General features: G+C 40.0%; 1 protein-coding gene. It reads left to right on the plus strand.

Annotation, left to right across the window (positions count from 1 at the left end):
- On the plus strand, positions 1–445 hold a 445-nt coding region (locus tag ETB99_RS14670), incomplete at both ends, for a hypothetical protein (protein WP_305792556.1).

Consider the following 445-nt stretch of genomic DNA (forward strand, 5'->3'; position numbering starts at 1 on the left):
ATATAGTTCCCGCAGAAAATTGCTGCCGTGGTTTTTAGGGCTGGCTGTTTCTTTTCCTTTCTTTTGGTTCATTCGCGAAGATTCCATCTGGCTTCTTCCTTTTACTGTAGTCGCGTTAGGCATCAGTTTCGTTCAGATCTTGCTAGGACAAGACTTTTCTTTCAAAGAAGCAAAGAAGTTAAAAGAACGACCATTTCTCCTTTCGAAACAAGAATGGCTGAAACTTTCATTGTTTTTACTACCTCTAGTCGGTTTCTCCATCGTCTATCAGTGGATCGAATATAAAAACGAGACAACATATGGTATTGCCACCATCAATGACCGTTCGAGTGGCGAATTTGGACGTTTGATGAAACAGCTGATCCGAATAGATGACGAAACGAACTTAAATAAAGAAAACAGTGAGATATGGGTCTCGCATGCTGCGTTAAATAAAGTATTAGAC

The organism is Anoxybacillus sp. CHMUD (genome assembly GCF_013096965.1).
GTDB classification, from domain to species: Bacteria; Bacillota; Bacilli; order Bacillales; family Anoxybacillaceae; genus Anoxybacillus; species Anoxybacillus kestanbolensis_A.